Raw genomic sequence first — 17856 nt, 5'->3', positions numbered from 1 at the left:
CGCCGGCCGGGAGCGGCATGGCCGCCGGTGCGCTGGCCCAGGGCGCCGACCCGGCCAGCGCGCGGCGCGGCCTGCTGGCGGCGCTGTACGACCATCTGCTGAGCGAGCTGACCCGCTCGCCCAGCCTGGACACGGCGGCCGCCGCCTTCGGCATCAGCCCCGCCACACTGAAGCGCCATCTGGCCCAGCATGGCACCCACTTCCAGGCCGAGCTCGATCAGGTGCGCAGCCATGTGGCCCTGTATCTGCTGGGCCTGCAAGGCCAGGCCAGCGAGGCCGTGGCCCAGCAGCTGGGCTTTTACGATGCCGCCAATTTCCGCCGCGCCTTCAGGCGCTGGACCGGCATCAATCCCGGTGCGCTTGCGCTGGCCTGAGCTTTGATCAGGACGGTGGGGCACTCTGCGCCGTTCATGTCCCCCGGCCTTCGGCCTCCTCCTTTACTTCACCGCGCAGAGCGCCCCACCATCCTGATCAAGCCTCGCGCAGGCAGTCGATGATCTTCAGCCTGGCGGCCCGCCAGGCCGGGATGAAGCCGCCGACAACACCCATCAGCAGCGCAAACAGCAGGGTCTGCCAGACGATGGCGGCGGTCATCTTGAACTGGAAGGCCAGCTCGGCAAAGGTCTGGAAATTGGTGGTCGAGACATCGACGGCCTGCATCAGCGCCGCCGCGCCCAGGCCTATCACGCCGCCCACCAGGGACAGCAGCATGGCCTCGCCGAGAAAGGCGATCAGCACCGCGCCGCGCCGGAAGCCCAGCGCGCGCAAGGTGCCAATCTCGCCGGTGCGCTGGGCCACGGCGGCGAACATCGTGATCATCGCGCCGACGATGGCGCCGATCGAGAAGATGATGGACAGCGCGGTGCCGAGGATGGAGATGAAGGTAGCCAGCGCCTCGCTCTGCTCGGCATAGAACTGGATCTCTCGCTTGGCCTCCAGCTGCAGTCGCGGGTCCGCCTCGATGGCGCTCTTCAGCGCGTCGAACTGCGCGCTGTCCTGCAGCCGCAGCACCAGGGTCGAGAAGCCGTCGCGCCGGAAGGCCTGCAGCATCTGTTCGGCGTCGCCCCAGATCTCCGAGTCGAAGCCGCTGCGGCCGGCATCGAACACGCCCACCACCCGCCAGTCGCGGCCGGCAAAGCGCAGCGTCTCGCCCAGGCCGGCGCCCTGGAAGCCGCCAGCCACCGCGCGGCCGGTGATGATTTCCGAGCTGCCGGGCTGGAACATGCGGCCCTCGACCAGCTGCACCTTGGGTCGCAGCTGCAGGGCCAGCGCCGAAGTGCCGCGCACCGTGACATTGCTGGGCTTGCCGCTGCCGCGCTTGGGCAGATTGTTCAGCACCACCGGCTCCTTGCTCAGCAGCAAGCCGCCACCGGCAGCGCTGGCAATACCCGGCAGGCTCTCGACGATGGCGGCCTGGCCGCGGCCGATGCCGCTATTGATCTCTGCGCCGGCGCCCTTGCGCAGCACGATCACATTGTCGGCCTGGCCGGTGGCCACCAGGGTGCTGCGTATGCCCTCGCTCATCATCAGCACGGTGGCGAACACATAGATCACCAGGGCCATGCCCCCGGCGGTCAGCAGGGTCGTGACGCGGCGCACCCAGAGGTTGCGTGCGATGTAGGACAAGGGAATGGCTTTCATGCCACGTGCCTGAGCCCATTGACGATATCGATCCGGCTCATCTTCCAGGCCGGCCAGGCGGCCGCGACGCAGCCGATCACCAGCGCGGCCAGCAGCTGCAGCGCCATCGTCAGCTCCGAGACCCGGAAGATCGGGAACAAGGTGCCGGCGGCGCTGGCGAAGGCGGCCGCCAGCGGCAGGGTCACAGCCAGGCCCAGCAGGCCGCCCAGCAGCGCCAGCAACAGGCTCTCGCCGAACAGCAGTCGGGCGACAAAGGCGGGCGCGAAGCCCAGCGCCTTCAGGGTCGCGTACTCGGCCAGGCGCTCGCGGGCCGTCATCGTCATCGTGTTGGCCATCACCGCCATGATGATGACGACGATGATCAGGCTGACCGCCTGCACCGCCACCAGAATGGCCTCGCTCATCGAGACAAAGCTGAGCTGAAAGGCCGATTCCGTCTCGGTCAGGGTCTCGGCCAGCGAGTTGCGGAACTGCTCGTCGATGCGCTGCGAGATCAGCGCGGCGTTCTGTGGCTCGCTGATGCCGACGATGTAGACACCCACCGCGTCGGCGCGATTGCCCAGCTGCTTGCGCAGGCTTTCGTTGATCAGACCCCAGTGGAACAGCATCTGGCTCTCATCGGTCTTGGCGTCGGCACCGTCCCAGATGCCGCGCAAGGTGAAGGTCCAGGTGCCGGGGTAGATGGTGCCGCGCAGCGGGATCTGGTCGCCGAGCTTCCAGCCGAACTTGTCGGCCAGCTTGCGGCCCACCACCGCGCCCTGGCGGTCGCGGATGAAGGCCAGGCGCTCTTCGTCGCTGAACCGGTACTCGGGATACAGGGCCAGATAGCTGGCCGGCTCGACCGCGAACTGCGGGAAGAAATTGCGCTCGGTGATGTAGATGCCGCCGACCCAATTGGCCCAGGACACGCTGGCCACGCCGTCCACGCTCTTGAGCCGCTGCGCATAGCTCAGCGGCAGCGGGAAGGTCAGCGAGATCGCGCTGCGCGACACCAGCCGCGTGCTGCTGCTGGCCTCGACGCCGGCATACCAGGCATCGACGATGGTGCGCAGCAGGCCGAAGGCCGAGATCGCCACCACCAGGCCCACCAGGGTCAGCGCGCTGCGCAGCTTGTGGCGAAAGGCGTTCTTCAGCAGCAGCTTGAGCAGGAACATGGCAACTTCAGGCCGTGGCCGCCTCGTCGGGCACCAGCACGCCTTTTTCCAGATGGATCAGGCGGCGCGCCCGCGCGGCGGCCTTGGGGTCGTGGGTCACCATCACGATGGTCTTGCCGAGCTCGCGGTTGAGCTGCTCCAGCAGGTCCAGCACCTCGGCGCCGGTCGTGCGGTCCAGATCGCCGGTGGGTTCGTCGGCGACGATCAGGCTGGGGTCGCTGACCAGGGCCCGCGCGATCGCGACACGCTGCTGCTGGCCGCCCGACAGCTCGTTGGGGTAATGGTCCATGCGGTCCTGCAGCCTGACCATCGCCAGCGCCGCCTCGGCATGGGCGCGGCGTTGGCGGGCCGACAGCCCTGTCAGCAGCAGCGGCAGCTCGACGTTCTCCAGCGCCGTCAGCACCGGCATCAGGTTGTAGAACTGGAAGATGAAGCCCACATGGGCGGCCCGCCAGTCGGCCAGCTGGCCCTCGCTGAGCGTCGCGATGTCGACGCCGCCGATCACGATGCGCCCGCTCGTGGGCTGGTCGATGCCGGCGATCAGGTTCAGCAAGGTGCTCTTGCCCGAGCCGCTGGGGCCCATCAGCGCGACGAAGTCGCCGGCCTTCACCTGCAGCGCGATGTCCAGCAGCACCGGGATCTGCTGGGCACCGCGCCGGTAGGCCTTGGACAGGCCCTCGATGCTGATCAGCACCTGCGCATCGCTCATGGCTTGGCGGCGAGCGTAACGACGACGCCGTTCTCCAGCTTTGCCGGCGGGTCCAGCACGATGCGGTCGCCGGACTTCAGACCGCTGCCGCTCACTTCGACCAGATCCCCCAGCATGCGGCCGCGCCGGACATCGATGGCTTCGACGATCTCTTTTTCGTCTTCGCGCTTGACCCTGAAGAGCCAGGTCTTGCCCTCGCGCTCGCTCAGCGTCTTCGGGTTGACCGCCAGCACCGGCTGCAATTCGGCGGTCGTGGGCTTTTGTGACAGGAACACCACCTTGGCGCTCATCTCGGGCAGGATGCGCGCGTCCAACTGCTCGAAGCGCACCTTGCTCATCACGGTGGCCTTGGCCCGGTCGACGGTCGGCACGATGCCGGCCACCTGGCCCGCGAAACGCTGGCCGGGCAGGGCGTCCAGCGTGATCTCGACCGGCTGGCCGGCGCTGACCTTGGCCAGACTGGCTTCCGACACATCGGCCTCCACCTCCAAGGTGCTCAGGTCGGCCATGGTGACGACCGCGCCCTGCGAGCCGGCGGCGTTGGAGAAGGGCGTGATGATGTCGCCGACATTGGCGTTCTTGACCAGCACCACGCCGTCGAAGGGCGCGCGGATCTCGGTGAAATCGCGGTTGACCTGCTGCAGATTCAGCTGGGCCTGGGCCTGCTGCACGCCGGCCTGGGCCGAGCCCGCACCCGCCTGGGCCGAGGCCAGGCCGGCACGGGCGGCGTCGAGCCGGCGCTTGAGGGCCTCCAGCGCCTGGGTCGAGACAAAGCCCTGGGCCTGCAGATCCTGGCTGCGTCGGTACTCGGCCTCGGCATTGGCCTGCTCGACCCGGGCCTGCTGCACCGCGCTCTCGGCCTGGCGTGCACCGGCCTCGGCCAGGCGCACGCCGGCGGCCGCCGCCGCGATCGAGGCCTGCACATCGCTGGCATCGATGCGCGCGATCAGCTCGCCTTTCTTGAGCACGCTGCCCTCACGCACCGTCAGCTCGAGCAGTCGGCCGCTGGCCTTGGAAGCGACTGCGGCGCGGCGCTGCGCGACCACATAGCCCGAGGCCGTCAGCTGCGCATACTGCTGCGAGGGCGTGGTCTGCTGCACCGAGGCCAGTTGCACCTCAGGAGGCCGGGGCGCGAGCACGGCGGCTGCAATGCCCAGCAAGACCAGGCCGCCCATGATCCATCGCCAGGGCAGGCGGCGCCGGCGGCCGGTCGCAGTGAGGCTTGGGCGCTCGATCCTGAGGCTGGCGAGCGGGGCGTTCGAGTGTTCGGCCATGGACTTTGTCGTCGATGTGAGGGAAGCCTGCGGCATTGTGCGCAGTTTTCCGCGCCCGGCCACGTCGGCGGGGCCAATAATCTCGCTCCGCATGAAGAGGTCTTAATGCCGAGCTTGAGGATGCTGGCGCTGCTGGCGCTGCTGTTGATGGGCTCCGCCCGGGGTCAGGACTTGCCCTGCCCGGACGATCTGGACGCGGCCTCGGTGCTGGCCCGGCTCAACGCGCTGCGTGAGCAGCCACGCGCCTGCGGCGCGGCGCCGATGCCGGCCGCGCCGGCGCTGCGCTGGCAGGCCCTGCTGGCCGCCTCGGCCGACGAGCATGCCCGCGAACTGGCGCAGCGCGACACCCTCAGCCATCAGGGCCTGAAGACCCGCAGCCTGCGCGAGCGCCTGCACCGCGCCGGCTACCGCATGCGGCTGAGCGGCGAAAACCTGGCCGCCGGCCCGGCCAGCCTGGAAGAGGCGCTGGCGCTGTGGCTGGCCAGCCCCGGGCATTGCGAGAACCTGATGCTGGCCGAGTTCCGCGATGCCGGCCTGGCCTGCGCCGCCGCACCGGGGCGGCACGAGCGCTTCTGGGTGCTGCATCTGGGGCGTGGGGCGGCGGAGTGAGGTAGGCTGGCATCACTGCATTCGAGCAGCCCGGATTCGCAACATCATGATGTCGAGAGGCGAGACTTCAATGATCCAAGGTTCCTGTCTTTGCGGCGCCATTCGCTGGCAGTTCGAGGGCCAGCCGGATGGCGCGACGGCTTGCAACTGCACGGCCTGCCGCCGCTACGGCGTGCTCTGGGCCTATGACTATGAAGGCGAGGGCATCCAGGTGTCCGGGCCGTCGAAGGCCTATGTCCGGGGCACGGCGCTGGAATTTCACTTCTGTCCGCACTGCGGCTGCGTCGCCTTCTGGCGCGGGCTGCGCAAGGATGAGCAGGGCCGCACCCGTATCGCGGTGAGTCTGCGTCTGGCCGAACCCGAGGCGGTGGCATCGATTCCTATCGACCACTTCGACGGGCTCGACAGCTTTGACGACCTGCCGCGCGACGGCCGCTGCGTGGCGGATTACTGGTTCTAGGCGCGCGCCTCAGATCCAGCCCAGATCGATCGCCCTGAGCACCGCCTGGGTGCGGTCGCGCACGCCCATCTTCGAGAACACCGCCGAGCAGTGGTTCTTGATCACGCCCTCGCTATTGCCCAGCAGCGCGGCGATCTCGGTGTTGCTGCGGCCGCTGGCGACCAGGCGCAGCACCTGCAGCTCCTTGGGTGAGAGTGGGTCGGGCTCGGGCGTGGCCTCGAAGCCGCGCTCCAGCTTGGCCGCGACCCGGCCCATGCGCTCGGTCAGGCCCGGGCGCAGCGCGGTGCCGCCGGCCGCGACATCGCGCAGCGCCTGCACCAGGGTCTCGGGGCTGATGGCCTTCAGCAGAAAGCCGCGCGCGCCGGCGCGCACCGCCTCGTCGAAGGCGGCCGCATCGTCGAAAGTGGTCAGCAGCAGCACCGGGATGTTCAGCGCCCGCGCCGCCAGTGCGCGTATCAGGCCCAGGCCGTCCAGTCGCGGCATGCGCATGTCCGACAGCACCACATCGGGCAGCAGGGCCTGTGGCTGCGAGAGCAGCTCCAGCGCCTCGGCGCCATCGGCGGCCTCGCCGACGAGCTGGATCTCGGGGCTCAGCGCCAGCAGGCCTTTCAGGCCTTCGCGCACCAGCTGCTGGTCTTCGACCAGCAGCACCTTGATCGGGTTGTTCATCATCAGGCCTCTCTCGGGCAATGCAGTTCAATCATGAAGCCGGGGCTTTGGCGCCGCACCGCCATCCGTCCACCCAGCTCGCTCATCCGCTCGGCCATGCCTGTCAGGCCGTTGCCGGCCACCAGACGCGCCGCGCCGCCGCCATCGTCATCGACCGTCACCGTCACGGACTCGCTGTCGGCGCTCAGCACCACCCGCACCCGGCTGGCGCCGGCATGGCGCACGCTGTTGGTGACGGCCTCCTGCACGCAGCGCAGCAGCGCATGGGCCAGGCGCGGGCTCAGGTCGCGCGCGGCCTCGGCAATATCGAGCTCGATGCGGGTGCTGGCAATCCCCTGGGCCAGGGTCAGCAAGGCCTCGCTCAGATCGATGCGCTGCGAGGCGCGCTCGGCCGTGACCGCCTCGCGCACATCGGCCAGCAGCCGCTCGGCGCTGCCGCGCGCCTTCTCGACGGCCTGCGCCGCGCCCTCGGCATCGGCGCGCTGCAAGAGTGCGCCGCCCAGCTGCAGCTGCAGATTCAGCGCGGTCAGGTGGTGGCCCACGACATCGTGCAGCTCGCGGGCCATCAGCGCCCGTTCGGCATAGCGCAGCTGCTCGGCCAGCAGCCGCTCGGCGCTGAGCTTCTCGGCCAGCATGGCCTGCAGCCAGCGGCGTTTCTCGGCCTCGGCGGCGGCCATGCGGCCCAGGCCGAAGGCCATGCCATGCAGGGCCACCATGGCCATCAGCTGGCTCAGGCCGTCCAGCCACAGCGACTGATTGGAGCGCAGCTGTTCGAGCTGCTGGCTCTCGCTGGGCAGCAGCAGATAGAGCGCCAGATTGACGACCACCTGGGCCAGCGCGAAGCCGAAGGCCGGCCGCAGCCGCAGCATCACGGCGGCCAGCGCGGTGACCAGAAAGGGCAGGCCCGGCGTGACGGCCAGCGCCAGCAGGTCCAGCACGAGGATGGCGGCCAGCGCCCGCGGCGGCGTGCGGTCGGCGCTGGCCTGACGCGCCAGCCACCAGAAGCCGGCGGCAAACAGCAGCACCAGCGCGAAACTGGCCAGCATCAGGCCGGTGTCGCTGGTCTGGCCGCCGCGCAGCAGGTGCAGCGAGGCCAGCGCGCCGTCATAGGGGTCGGTCTGCGGCCGCCCGCGCAGCGCCGCGACGATGGACCACAGCTCCAGCACGCAGACCGCCAGCGCCGCGACGCGCAGCACGAAGCCGGGCTGGGCAATGCGGGCGAGCAGGCGGTCCAGGGCGTTGTTCAAGAGGAAAACGGCAAAGCCGCGAGGCTGCCACAGCCTGCGGGTTTGCAGGCAGTGACTAAGGTCATGCCATCGCCTCGGCAATCACGCCGCCGCCGAGGCAGACTTCTCCGTCATACAGCACCGCGCTCTGGCCCGGCGTCACCGCCCACTGCGGCTGGGCGAAGTCCAGCCGGATGCCGCCGGGCTGCGGCGTCAGCGCGCAGGCCGCATCGGACTGGCGGTAGCGGGTCTTGGCGCCGTAGCCACCAAAGTTGGGCATGGTGCCGGCGGTCCAGCTCAGATCATCGGCCAGCAGCGAACGGCGTTGCAGCAGCGGGTGCTGATGGCCTTGCACGACCACCAGGGTGTTGCTGTCCAGGTCCTTGCGGGCAACGACCCAGGGCTCGTGCTCGCCACCGCCGCGCGGCGACCCTTTCTCCGTGACGCCGCCTATGCCCAGGCCCTGGCGCTGGCCCAGGGGGTAGACAGACAGGCCCAGATGCTCGCCGAGCTTGCGGCCACGTTCGTCCTTGATAGGCCCCGGCTGCTGCGACAGATAGCGGTTCAGGAACTCGCGGAACGGCCGCTCGCCGATGAAGCAGATGCCGGTAGAGTCCTTCTTCTTCGCGTTCGGCAGGCCGATGGCTTCGGCGATGCGGCGCACCTCGGTCTTGGCCAGCTCGCCGACCGGGAACAGGGTCTTGGCCAGCTGGGCCTGGTTCAGCCGGTGCAGGAAGTAGCTCTGGTCCTTTAGCGGGTCCAGACCTTTCAATAGCTGGAACTCGCCGTTCAGTTCGCGCACCCGCGCGTAGTGGCCGGTCGCGATCTTGTCGGCGCCCAGACGCATCGCATGGTCCAGAAAGGCCTTGAACTTGATCTCGGCATTGCACAGCACATCGGGGTTGGGTGTGCGGCCGGCCTGGTACTCGCGCAGGAACTCGGCGAACACCCGGTCCTTGTAGTCGGCCGCGAAATTGACATGCTCGATCTCGATGCCGATCACATCGGCCACCGCCGCCGCGTCGACGAAGTCGATGTTCGACGAGCAGAACTCGCTGTCGTCATCGTCTTCCCAGTTCTTCATGAAGATGCCCACCACCTCATGGCCGGCTTGTTTCAGCAGGTGGGCGGTGACGGCGGAATCGACGCCGCCGGACAGGCCGACAACGATGCGGTGCTTTCTCTGACTCATGGCCCGATTGTCCCGCAAGGGCTCGCCAGCCGCGCCGCGCAGGGTCTTCAGGCGCTACTCATCGGGCCTTCATGCGCGAGCGCGGCCGGCCCGCTAAATTTCGCCCGCTGTGCAGCAGGCCGCCGTGACGGCCCAGGGGAGAGAACATCATGAATACAAGCAGCGCCTTGCGCGCGATCCTGGCCGAGGCCATGGGCATCGACACCAGCGGATTCGAGGCGAACACGCTTTTGCTGGGGGCTGTGCCCGAGCTGGACTCGATGTCGGTGATGGAGGTGGTGATGGCGCTGGAACAGCGTTTCGAGATCGATCTGGCCGATGAGGAGCTCGACGCCTCGGTGTTTGCCAGCTTCGGCAGCCTGGAGCTGCATTTGCGCCGCCGGCTGGCGATGGGCCGCACGGCAGCGCCGGCCTGAGATGGGCGCCGGCCTGATCAATCGCGCCATCGTGCTGCTGATGGGGCTGCTGGGCCGGCTGTCGGCGCGCCAGCGTCAGCGCTTTGCCGGCATCGTGGCGCCGTTGATACTGCGCTTTGCCAGGCGCACCGATGCCAGGCTGGCGGCCAATCTGGCGCTCGCGCTGCCCCAGCTCAACGCGGCGCAGCGCCGCACCCTGGCGCTGCGCTCTTATCGCAATATCTGCCTGGGCGTGCTCGATACCTTCTGGCTCGACAAGCTGCAGCTGGACATCGAGTTCAACGACAGCACCTCGCGCCGCATCATCGAGGGTGGCGGCGGGGCCAGCATCGTGACCCTGCATATGGGCTGCTACGAGGTGGTGGCGCTGGCGGTGCAGCGGCTGACGGGGCGTTCCAGCACCATGTCCAACATCCCGCCGCATCTGCAATGCGTGAGCCGGCTCTATCAGGCGGCCGGCATAGCCTGCATCCACAAGAGCAAGCCCGGTGGCTTCTTCGATCTGATACGCGCCGCCAAGCGCGGCGGCTATGTCACCCTGCATGGCGATCACTACGGCCGCGATATGCCGGTCAGCTTCTTCGGCCAGGCCACCCAGGCGCCGGGCGGTGCGGTGATGCTGGCCGCGCTGGCCAGCAAGCCGCTGCTGCTGGGCTATGCGGTGCTCAGCGAGGCCGGCCGCTACCGCGTGGTCTTCGAGACCCTGGTCGAGCACCCGTTGCCGCGTCAGCCGGCCGAGCTGGCATGGGCGATGGGGCGGGTCTACCGGCGCTTCGAGCAGGTGATACGCCAGCACCCCGAGCACTGGTACTGGTCCTACAAGCGCTGGCGCACGCCCGCTACTTGATCTCCGGCCTGAACAGGCTGTCGTCGGCCTGTATCAGGTCCAGCGGCAGGCGCCGCCCGGCCCGGTGGTCCTGCAGGCATTGCCAGACCAGCGGGCTGCGCAAGCGGCCGGCCGCGCGCGCGGCCGCGATCTCGTCCGGGCTCAGCCACAGCCAGCGCACAATGCCCTCGTCCAGCGCCAGCCCGGGCACCGGNGGCATTGCCAGACCAGCGGGCTGCGCACGCGGCCGGCCGCGCGCGCGGCCGCGATCTCGTCCGGGCTCAGCCACAGCCAGCGCACAATGCCCTCGTCCAGCGCCAGCCCGGGCACCGGTCCCTCGCCCTCGATGCCGCCGCAGTAGGCGATGCGCAGATAGGTCACATCCTCGGCCGTGTGGGGACGCTGGAAGCGCGACATATACAGGCCCAGCAAGGCCTCGGGCCGGAAGTGGTGGGCCGTTTCCTCCAGCGCCTCGCGCAGCACGCCCTGCAGCGGCGTCTCGCCCTGCTCCAGATGGCCGGCCGGGTTGTTGAGCTTGAGCCCCTCGGGCGTGTGCTCCTCGACCAGCAGATACAGGCCCTCGCGCTCGATGATGGCGGCGACGGTGACCGAGGGTTTGAAGCGCTCACTGCTCTGCATAGCCGTATTGTCTCGTTGCAGCGCCGCCGGCCCCATCGACCGCAAGCAGCCCAAGACCTGAAGTGGCCAGTGCAGTCGTGACATGAACCCGCTGCACATGGCCAAACTCGAACGCGTTGCGCGGGCCGTTGCCCGCAGCGCGCGTGAACATGCCGATAACCTGGCCTTGCGCATCGAAGACGGGTGAGCCACTATTGCCCATCGACCCGTCAAGATCGGTCGTGAAAAAGTCCGGCGCTTCGAGGGCCGTGACCACGCCCGTCGAGACCCTGAGCGAGCCGTCCGCGTCGGTATATCCGCCTGCCGCCAGCGCTTCGCCCCGGCGCGCGCTGCGCAGCGGGAATCCCGCCATCCACACCGGCTCGCCGAGCGCAGGGATGCGTGGAGACAGGGACAGATGGGCCGATGGCGGCGGCACGATGCGCAGCAAGGCGGTGTCCTCGCGCGGGTGCAACCGACCCTGGCCGTCATCCCACAGCGCCCGCGCCTTGGGTGGGTTGGAGACCAGCCAGACTTCGCGTGCAGCGACCCAGTCCCAGCCACCTTGTTTGTTGCGAATGGCGATATCGGCGCACAGGCCTCGGCACAGCACCTCCTCGTCGATCGCGCCTTCTTCTCGTCGGTAGTAGCCGACCTCGCCGGTGACGAGGTGGTAGTTGGTCAGTACATGGCCGTCCGGGTTGATCGCAAAACCGGTACCTCCGCCATCGAGCGGGACGGTCGCAGGAAAGCTGCTGCCGGCCCTGACCAGCCGGGCGAACTCATGCCTGACCATGCCCATCGCAAACTCGGGCTCGTTGGCCCGATCCAGGTCTTGAGGGGTGAAGAACCGGTACCAGTGCTCCGAGCCGTCCGCATGGATCTCGTTGCGCGCCAGTGCATCGGCTTGCGCCTGGGATTCGGCAATGCCCAGCACCAGCATGGTCTTGGGCCGGATGCGAACCATGGCGGCGCACAGCCTGTCTGCCCTGACCTGCGGGACCGCCATGTCGGCGGGATCGAAAAAACCTTCTGCCATTACGCCTCCTTTGGCGGCTTGCGGGTCTTGAACGGCGGCAAGCCTACACCGCCCGCTAGGTAAAACCCTGTCGCAGCGGCAACACGGATCGCCAAAAACCCCAGGTAAGCTCGGCGCAAGCTAGTCCGTCGGCAACACGCCCCGTTCGGGGCCGCAGCCGGCAACCGGAGGAACTCCCGATGCTGATAGGTGTTCCGCGCGAACGCGCGGCCGGAGAAACCCGTGTGGCCCTGACCCCGGAGACGGCCAAGAAGCTAAAGGCGCAGGGTCATGTCTTGCGCGTCGAGGCGGGGGCGGGCCTTGCCGCCAGCGTCACCGACGAGGCCTATGCCGCCGCCGGCGCCGAGATTGTCGATCGCGCTACCGCCTTCGCCGCCGAGCTGCTGCTGAAGGTGCGCAGCCCCAGCGCTGAGGAGCTCGGCCTGATCAAGCCGGGCACGGTGCTGGTGGGCATGCTGAACCCCTTTGACCGCGCCGGGCTGGAGTCGCTGGCCGCGGCCGGGCTGACCAGCTTCGCGCTGGAGGCGGCGCCGCGCACGACCCGTGCGCAGAGCATGGATGTGCTGAGCTCGCAGGCCAATATCGCCGGCTACAAGGCGGTGATGATCGCGGCCGACCGCTACCAGCGCTTCTTCCCGATGCTGATGACGGCGGCCGGCACGGTCAAGGCGGCGCGCGTCGTGGTGCTGGGCGTCGGTGTCGCGGGCCTGCAGGCGATCGCGACGGCCAAGCGCCTGGGCGCGGTGATCGAGGCCTCGGATGTGCGGCCCGCAGTCAAGGAGCAGGTCGAGAGCCTGGGCGCCAAGTTCATCGATGTGGCCTACGAGACCGATGAGGAGAAGGAAGCGGCGGTCGGTGTGGGCGGCTACGCCAAACCGATGCCGCCGAGCTGGCTGGAGCGCCAGCGCGTCGAGGTGGCCAAGCGCGTGGCCCAGGCCGATGTGGTGATCACCACCGCGCTGATCCCCGGCCGCGCCGCGCCGGTGCTGGTCAGCGAGGCGATGGTCAAGAGCATGAAGCCGGGTTCGGTGATCGTCGATATCGCGGCCGGCAAGGGCCCCGACGGGGTCGGCGGCAACTGCCCGCTGACCGAGGCGGACCGCACCGTGATCAAGCATGGCGTGACCCTGGTCGGCGAGACCAACTTAGCCGCCCTGGTGGCGGCCGATGCCTCGGCCCTGTATGCGCGCAATGTGCTGGACTTCCTCAAGCTCGTGTTCACGAAGGAGGGGGCGTTCCAGCTGGCTATGGACGACGACATCGTGGCGGCCTGTCTGGTGAGTCGCGACGGTCAAGTCACACGGAGCTGAACCCCATGGATTTCGTCAACCCCACCATCACCAATCTGATCATCTTCGTGCTGGCCATCTATGTCGGCTACCACGTGGTCTGGACCGTCACCCCGGCCCTGCACACGCCGCTGATGGCCGTCACCAACGCGATCTCGGCCATTGTCATCGTCGGTGCCATGCTGGCCGCCGCGCTGACCGAGACCAACGCCGGCAAGATCATGGGCACACTGGCCGTCGCGCTGGCTGCGGTGAACGTGTTCGGCGGCTTTCTGGTGACGCGCCGGATGCTGGAGATGTTCAAGAAGAAAGACAAGCCCGCGGCCAAGAAGGAGGGCCAGCGATGAGCCTCGATGTCGTCACCCTGCTTTATCTGGTCGCCAGTGTCTGCTTCATCCAGGCGCTGAAGGGCCTGTCGCACCCGACCACCTCGATCCGCGGCAATCTCTTCGGCATGGTGGGCATGACCATCGCCGTGCTGACCACGGCGGCGCTGATCGTCAAGCTGGCCGATGGCCGCGCCCTGGGCATGAGCTATGTGCTGGCCGGCCTGGTGATCGGCGGCGGCATCGGTGCCTATATGGCCAACAAGGTCGAGATGACCAAGATGCCCGAGTTGGTGGCCTTCATGCACAGCATGATCGGCCTGGCGGCGGTCTTCATCGCGGCCACGGCGGTGGTCGAGCCCTGGGCCTTCGGCATCACCGCGAAGGGTGGCGCGATCCCCGGCGGCAACCGCATCGAGCTCGCTCTGGGCGCCTTCATCGGTGCCATCACCTTCAGCGGCTCGGTGATCGCCTTCGGCAAGCTGTCGGGCAAGTACAAGTTCAGATTGTTCCAGGGCGCGCCGGTCAGCTTTGCCGGCCAGCACAAGCTCAATCTGGCCCTGGGCCTGGCGGCAGCCTTCTTCTGCTTCGGCTACTGGCACTCCGAGAGCTGGATGGACTTCGGCATCATCATCGCGCTGGGCCTGGTGCTGGGCGTGCTCTTGATCATCCCGATCGGCGGCGCTGACATGCCGGTGGTGGTGTCGATGCTGAACAGCTACTCAGGCTGGGCGGCCGCCGGCATCGGCTTCTCGCTGAACAACAGCATGCTGATCATTGCCGGCTCGCTGGTGGGCAGTTCGGGTGCGATCCTGAGCTACATCATGTGCAAGGCGATGAACCGCTCCTTCTTCAATGTGATTCTGGGCGGCTTTGGTGGCGACGCCACCACGGCGGCGGCGGGCGGCGGCGCGCAGCGCAGCGTCAAGAGCGGCAGCGCCGACGATGCCGCCTTCATCATGGGCAATGCCGAGAGCGTCATCATCGTGCCGGGCTATGGCTTGGCGGTCGCGCGCGCGCAGCACGCGGTCAAGGAGCTGGCCGCCAAGCTCACCGAGAAGGGCGTGACGGTCAAGTACGCGATCCATCCGGTGGCTGGCCGCATGCCCGGCCATATGAACGTCCTGCTGGCCGAGGCCGAGGTGCCGTATGACCAGGTGTTCGAGATGGAGGACATCAATGCCGAGTTCGGCCAGGCCGATGTGGCCATCATCCTGGGCGCCAATGACGTGGTGAACCCCGCCGCCCACACCAAGGGCAGCGCGATCTACGGCATGCCCATCCTGGAGGCCTACAAGGCCAAGACCATCATCGTCAATAAGCGCTCGATGGCGGCCGGCTATGCGGGCCTGGACAACGAACTCTTCTACATGGACAAGACCATGATGGTGTTCGGCGACGCGAAGAAGGTCGTCGAGGACATGCTCAAGGCGGTCGAGTAAAAGCAGCGGGCGCAAGCCCCAGAACAGTGCCCGACGACACCAGATCGGGCACGCCGCGCACCGCTATCGAATCCCCTGATGCTGGCGCCAGCCGGCATCGGAGAGAATCGCGGGCGCGACATGGAGACATTGATGGAGAAGATTTGGCTCAAGAACTACCCGGCCGGCGTGCCGGCGGACATCAATGCGGATCTGTATCCGTCCTTGGTGGACCTGATGGAGGGAGCGTTCAAGAAGTACCCGCAACAGCCGGCCTACAAAATGCTGGGCCGCGCCATCAGCTTTGGCGAGATCGATGAAGCCTCGCGCGCGCTGGCCGCCTACTTCCAGAGCCTGGGCCTGGATAAAGGCGACCGCGTCGCACTGATGATGCCCAATGTGATGCAGTACCCGGTGGCCGTGGCCGCCGTGCTGCGCGCCGGCCTGGTGGTGGTCAACGTCAACCCGCTGTACACGCCGCGCGAGCTGGAGCATCAGCTCAAGGACGCCGGTGCCAAGGCCATCGTGATCCTGGAGAACTTTGCCGCCACCTTGCAGCAATGCCTCAATGCGGTGCCGACCAAGCACATCGTGCTGGCCTCGATGGGCGAGATGCTGGGCTTCCCGAAAGGGCTGATCGTCAACTACGTGGTGCGCAAGGTGAAGAAGCTGGTGCCGCCCTACGAGCTGCCCGGCGCCGTGCGCTTCAACGACGCGGTGGCCAAGGGCCGCGGCCTGAGCTACAAGGCGCCCAAGGTCGCCCCCGGCGACATCGCGGTGCTGCAGTACACCGGCGGCACGACCGGCGTCTCCAAGGGCGCGGTGCTGCTGCACCGCAATCTGGTGGCCAACACCTTGCAGGCCGAGGCCTGGTATCAACCGGCGCTGAAGAAAGTGCCGCAGGGCGAGCAGCTGATGAGCGTCTGCGCGCTGCCGCTGTATCACATCTTCGGCTTCACGACCAACATGATGCTGTCCATGCATGTGGGCGGCTGCAACATCCTGATCCCGAATCCGCGCGATCTGCCGGCCGTGTTCAAGGAGCTGTCCAAGCACCGCTTCCACAGCCTGCCGGCGGTCAACACCCTGTTCCTGGCGATGGCCAACCATGCCGAGTTCAACACGGTGGACTGGAGCGGTCTGGTGATCTCGGTCGGCGGCGGCATGGCCGTGCAGCAGGCCACGGCCAAGCTGTGGCTGGAGAAGACCGGCTGCCCCATCGTCGAGGGCTACGGCCTGTCCGAGACCTCGCCGGTGGCCAGCTGCAACCCGACCGACAGCAGCACCTACACCGGCTCTATCGGCCTGCCCCTGCCCAGCACCGAGCTGTGCCTGCTCGATGACGAGGGCAAGGAGGTCGCACCGGGCGCCAGCGGCGAGATCGCGATCCGCGGCCCGCAGGTAATGGCCGGCTACTGGCAGCGCCCCGATGAGACCGCCAAGGTGATGACGGCCGATGGCTTTTTCCGCACCGGCGATATCGGCACGGTGGACGAGCGCGGCTTCTTCCGCATCGTCGATCGCAAGAAGGACATGATTCTGGTCAGCGGCTTCAATGTCTATCCGAACGAGATCGAGGACGTGATCACGCAGATGGACGGGGTGCTGGAGGCGGCGGCGGTCGGCGTGCCCGATGCGAAGGCCGGCGAGGCGGTCAAGGTGGTCATCGTCAAGAAGAACCCGGCGCTCAGCGAGGCCGATGTGCGCGCCTATTGCGAAGCCAATCTGACCGGCTACAAGCGGCCCAAGGTGGTGGAGTTCCGCACCGAGCTGCCCAAGACACCGGTCGGCAAGATACTCCGGCGTGAATTACGCGACAAGAAGTGAGTCCGCGCGCAGGCCGCCCCTGACCCGGGCGGCCCTCGCCGCGCTAAGGTCGCGGCGGAGGTAGACATCGATGCTGGACCAGAGCTATATCAAGACCGAGGCGGGCCGTGCCGAGATCAAGGCGCGCGCGCTGCCGCTGTCGCGCAGCACCCGCAATCTATTGCTGGTGCTCGATGGCAGCCGCAGCGCTAGGCAATGGCTGGCGATGGTCCAGGGCGTCGGCGAGGCCGACATCGCCTACCTGATCGAGCAGGGGCTGATTGCCCCGGGCGCGGCTGCTGCTGCCAAGCCGGTCGCAGCGCCACAGGCCGCGCCGGCACCGCAGACGCCGGCTTCGGAAGTTCAGCTCGACTATCAGCAGCTCTACGCCTACCTCAGCAGCCAGGCCACCAAGCAGCTGGGCCTGATGAAGGGCTATGTGTTCGCGCTGGAGGTCGAGCAATGCCAGGACCTGGCCGAGCTGCAGAAGCTGGCGCTGAGCCTGGTCGAGCGGGTGCAGCAGAGCAAGGGTGAGGCCGCCGCAGCCGAGCTGCGCCAGGCGCTGGGCCTGCCGGCCTGATGAAGGCCTGAGGAAGGCGTTGACTGCTGGCACACTGGCGGCCCAGGAGTTTCTTACTGCCATGCCCCCGCGTTTCTTTGTCGATCAAGCGCTCGCCAGCCCCGGCGAGCTGAGTCTTCCCCCGGCCTGCGCCCGCCATGTGCAGGTCTTGCGCCTGCAGCCCGGTGCGGCCGTCACGCTGTTCGACGGCAGCGGTGATGAATGGCAGGCCGAGGTGCTGGCGATGGGCCGCAGCGAGGTGCGGGTGCAGCTGCTGAGCCGCCAGCCGGCGCAGCGCGAGCTGGCGCAAGACGTGACCCTGGCCGTCGTGATGCCGGCCAATGACCGCATGGATGGCCTGGTCGAGAAGGCCACCGAGCTGGGCGCGGCGGGCATACAGCCGCTGATGGGCGAGCGCTCGGTGCTGCGCCTGAATGCCGAGCGGGCCGAGAAAAAGGTCGCGCACTGGAGCGGCGTGGCGATCGCCGCCTGCGAGCAGAGCGGTCGCAGCCGGCCGCCGCGCATCGCGCCGGTGCGCACGCTGGCGGCCTGGCTGCAAGACCTGAGCCCGCAGGACCCGCGGCAAGAACGCCGCTGGCTGCTGAGCCCCGGCTCGGCGCAG

General features: G+C 68.1%; 21 protein-coding genes. 11 read left to right on the top strand and 10 right to left on the bottom strand.

All coding sequences use genetic code 11. The annotated features are described in order from the left end of the window. The coding region (locus PO768_RS22955; protein ID WP_272647908.1) for a helix-turn-helix domain-containing protein at positions 1-374 on the top strand (374 nt) is incomplete at its 5' end. A 97-nt stretch (positions 375-471) separates the two neighbouring features. Here PO768_RS22955 and PO768_RS22950 read toward each other — a convergent pair. From PO768_RS22950 to PO768_RS22935, 4 genes are read right to left on the bottom strand one after another with little or no spacing between them, the layout of a single operon-like run. Beyond that, positions 472-1641 carry an ABC transporter permease gene (locus PO768_RS22950; RefSeq protein WP_272647907.1) on the bottom strand — a complete coding sequence of 390 codons (1170 nt, stop codon included), beginning with the start codon at positions 1639-1641 and terminating at the stop codon, positions 472-474. Next, entirely contained in the window at positions 1638-2795 is a 1158-nt protein-coding gene (locus PO768_RS22945; RefSeq protein WP_272647906.1) for an ABC transporter permease, read from the bottom strand. The genes PO768_RS22950 and PO768_RS22945 overlap by 4 nt, the downstream gene beginning before the upstream one ends. 7 nt (positions 2796-2802) lie before the next feature. Continuing rightward, on the bottom strand, positions 2803-3504 hold the full coding sequence (locus tag PO768_RS22940) for an ABC transporter ATP-binding protein (protein WP_272647905.1): 702 nt from the start codon (positions 3502-3504) through the stop codon (positions 2803-2805). Next, entirely contained in the window at positions 3501-4778 is a 1278-nt protein-coding gene (locus PO768_RS22935; RefSeq protein ID WP_272647904.1) for an efflux RND transporter periplasmic adaptor subunit, read from the bottom strand. Before PO768_RS22935 ends, PO768_RS22940 begins: the two co-directional genes overlap by 4 nt. Before the next feature lie 105 nt (positions 4779-4883). Here PO768_RS22935 and PO768_RS22930 point away from each other — a divergent pair, with 105 nt between their 5' ends. Then, complete coding sequence (locus tag PO768_RS22930; RefSeq protein WP_272647903.1) at positions 4884-5387, top strand: CAP domain-containing protein; 504 nt, start codon at positions 4884-4886, stop codon at positions 5385-5387. 70 nt (positions 5388-5457) lie between these two features. Then, positions 5458-5847 carry a GFA family protein gene (locus tag PO768_RS22925; RefSeq protein ID WP_272647902.1) on the top strand — a complete coding sequence of 130 codons (390 nt, stop codon included), beginning with the start codon at positions 5458-5460 and terminating at the stop codon, positions 5845-5847. A gap of 9 nt (positions 5848-5856) precedes the next feature. On the opposite strand, the gene PO768_RS22920 is transcribed toward PO768_RS22925, so the two are convergent. The 3 genes from PO768_RS22920 to mnmA all read right to left on the bottom strand — a co-directional run bounded on the left by PO768_RS22920 (position 5857) and on the right by mnmA (position 8934). Continuing rightward, positions 5857-6516: a response regulator gene (locus PO768_RS22920; RefSeq protein WP_137942570.1), complete on the bottom strand. Its 660-nt coding sequence runs from the start codon at positions 6514-6516 to the stop codon at positions 5857-5859. 2 nt (positions 6517-6518) lie between these two features. Continuing rightward, the gene (locus tag PO768_RS22915; RefSeq protein ID WP_272647901.1) at positions 6519-7763 is read right to left on the bottom strand and encodes a sensor histidine kinase; all 1245 of its coding nucleotides are present in this window, start codon (positions 7761-7763) and stop codon (positions 6519-6521) included. Between the two features lie 61 nt (positions 7764-7824). After that, a complete protein-coding gene (gene mnmA, locus PO768_RS22910) occupies positions 7825-8934 on the bottom strand; it encodes a tRNA 2-thiouridine(34) synthase MnmA (RefSeq protein WP_272647900.1) in 1110 nt (369 codons plus the stop codon). Between the two features lie 149 nt (positions 8935-9083). On the opposite strand from mnmA, the gene PO768_RS22905 reads away from it, so the two are divergent. Together PO768_RS22905 and PO768_RS22900 are read left to right on the top strand one after the other, a co-directional pair. Further along, positions 9084-9350, top strand: a complete 267-nt coding sequence (locus tag PO768_RS22905) for an acyl carrier protein (RefSeq protein WP_269839291.1) — start codon at positions 9084-9086, stop codon at positions 9348-9350. A gap of 1 nt (position 9351) precedes the next feature. After that, on the top strand, positions 9352-10197 hold the full coding sequence (locus tag PO768_RS22900) for a lysophospholipid acyltransferase family protein (RefSeq protein WP_272647899.1): 846 nt from the start codon (positions 9352-9354) through the stop codon (positions 10195-10197). Here the strand turns inward: PO768_RS22900 and PO768_RS22895 are convergent. The 3 genes from PO768_RS22895 to PO768_RS22885 all read right to left on the bottom strand — a co-directional run bounded on the left by PO768_RS22895 (position 10190) and on the right by PO768_RS22885 (position 11833). Further along, the gene (locus PO768_RS22895) at positions 10190-10357 is read right to left on the bottom strand and encodes a hypothetical protein (protein ID WP_272647898.1); all 168 of its coding nucleotides are present in this window, start codon (positions 10355-10357) and stop codon (positions 10190-10192) included. The two genes, PO768_RS22900 and PO768_RS22895, sit on opposite strands and share 8 nt — an antisense overlap. Further along, positions 10339-10815, bottom strand: a complete 477-nt coding sequence (locus PO768_RS22890; protein ID WP_272647897.1) for an NUDIX domain-containing protein — start codon at positions 10813-10815, stop codon at positions 10339-10341. The genes PO768_RS22895 and PO768_RS22890 overlap by 19 nt, the downstream gene beginning before the upstream one ends. Further along, on the bottom strand, positions 10802-11833 hold the full coding sequence (locus PO768_RS22885) for a S1 family peptidase (RefSeq protein ID WP_272647896.1): 1032 nt from the start codon (positions 11831-11833) through the stop codon (positions 10802-10804). Before PO768_RS22885 ends, PO768_RS22890 begins: the two co-directional genes overlap by 14 nt. 179 nt (positions 11834-12012) lie before the next feature. Between PO768_RS22885 and PO768_RS22880 the strand changes: the two genes are divergently transcribed. The 6 genes from PO768_RS22880 to PO768_RS22855 all read left to right on the top strand — a co-directional run. Then, positions 12013-13143, top strand: coding sequence for a Re/Si-specific NAD(P)(+) transhydrogenase subunit alpha (locus tag PO768_RS22880; protein ID WP_272647895.1), 1131 nt, complete (start codon positions 12013-12015; stop codon positions 13141-13143). Between the two features lie 5 nt (positions 13144-13148). Continuing rightward, complete coding sequence (locus PO768_RS22875) at positions 13149-13469, top strand: NAD(P) transhydrogenase subunit alpha (protein WP_137942577.1); 321 nt, start codon at positions 13149-13151, stop codon at positions 13467-13469. Further along, on the top strand, positions 13466-14890 hold the full coding sequence (locus PO768_RS22870; RefSeq protein WP_137942578.1) for an NAD(P)(+) transhydrogenase (Re/Si-specific) subunit beta: 1425 nt from the start codon (positions 13466-13468) through the stop codon (positions 14888-14890). The genes PO768_RS22875 and PO768_RS22870 overlap by 4 nt, the downstream gene beginning before the upstream one ends. A 132-nt stretch (positions 14891-15022) precedes the next feature. After that, complete coding sequence (locus PO768_RS22865; RefSeq protein WP_272647894.1) at positions 15023-16696, top strand: long-chain-fatty-acid--CoA ligase; 1674 nt, start codon at positions 15023-15025, stop codon at positions 16694-16696. Positions 16697-16766: 70 nt separating this feature from the next. Further along, positions 16767-17255 (top strand): hypothetical protein, encoded by a 489-nt coding sequence (locus PO768_RS22860; RefSeq protein WP_272647893.1) that lies wholly within the window; start codon positions 16767-16769, stop codon positions 17253-17255. Positions 17256-17316: 61 nt separating this feature from the next. After that, a partial coding sequence (locus PO768_RS22855) for a 16S rRNA (uracil(1498)-N(3))-methyltransferase (protein ID WP_272647892.1) occupies positions 17317-17856 on the top strand: 540 nt, incomplete at its 3' end.

The sequence above is a fragment of the Paucibacter sp. XJ19-41 genome, from assembly GCF_028462495.1.
In the GTDB taxonomy this organism is placed as follows: domain Bacteria; phylum Pseudomonadota; class Gammaproteobacteria; order Burkholderiales; family Burkholderiaceae_C; genus Roseateles_E.
Note: the sequence above shows the minus strand (reverse complement) of the source record. Positions and strands in the feature narration are given on the sequence as shown.